This is a genomic window from Oleiphilus sp. HI0066 (genome assembly GCF_001635725.1).
The window spans coordinates 1-725 of the sequence record NZ_LWFH01001647.1; the positions used below are offsets into that span (position 1 = coordinate 1).

General features: G+C 41.8%; 1 protein-coding gene. It reads right to left on the bottom strand.

Annotated elements, in window-relative coordinates:
- A partial coding sequence (locus tag A3738_RS25720; protein WP_231876767.1) for a hydantoinase B/oxoprolinase family protein occupies nt 1-567 on the bottom strand: 567 nt, incomplete at its 3' end.
- Nucleotides 568-725 lie beyond the last annotated feature (158 nt).

Consider the following 725-nt stretch of genomic DNA (forward strand, 5'->3'; position numbering starts at 1 on the left):
ATTAGCACTAATCTGAGCCAAAAAATCTTCAGGCAGCTCGCTGTCACAATTTGGCTCGATGCTGCGAATACGCCGCGCTAACTCATCAACAATGATGCCCTTATCAATAATCTTTTGTGGTCCGAGAACAATCCCTTCTTCAAGCAAGCTATCGCTCAAGGGCATTGAACCAGGCGCTTCACTACCAATATTCGCATGATGAGCGCGATTCACAACAAAGCCATGCAAAACATCAGATAGGAACAATGGTGCAATCATCGTTACATCTGGCAGATGCGTCCCACCCTTGAACGGATCATTCACTACGACCATGTCACCTTCTGACCAATCGAACATAGCAACGAGATCCTTCATGGCATACGCCATACTCCCAAGATGCACAGGAATATGCGCTGCCTGAGCTAAAATACGGCCCTCACTATCAAATAACGCACAAGAGAAATCGAGACGATCTTTGATGTTTGGTGACAATGCACTTCGTTGTAAGACAAAGCCCATTTCTTCACAGATCGTGTTCAATTTTCCAGAAAAAATAGCTAATTCAATTCCACTTATTTTCTCTTGCATTAATAACTCCACATTACTATTAGTTCGCGCCCGCAAATAAAGCACGAGAATACTTTGTCTTTGCTACACTTGATTCAGACGCAACTATAAATGAAAACGAACAAAACAATCATTAAACACATGATTGATTGAGAAATAACAAGATACACATGACAGAT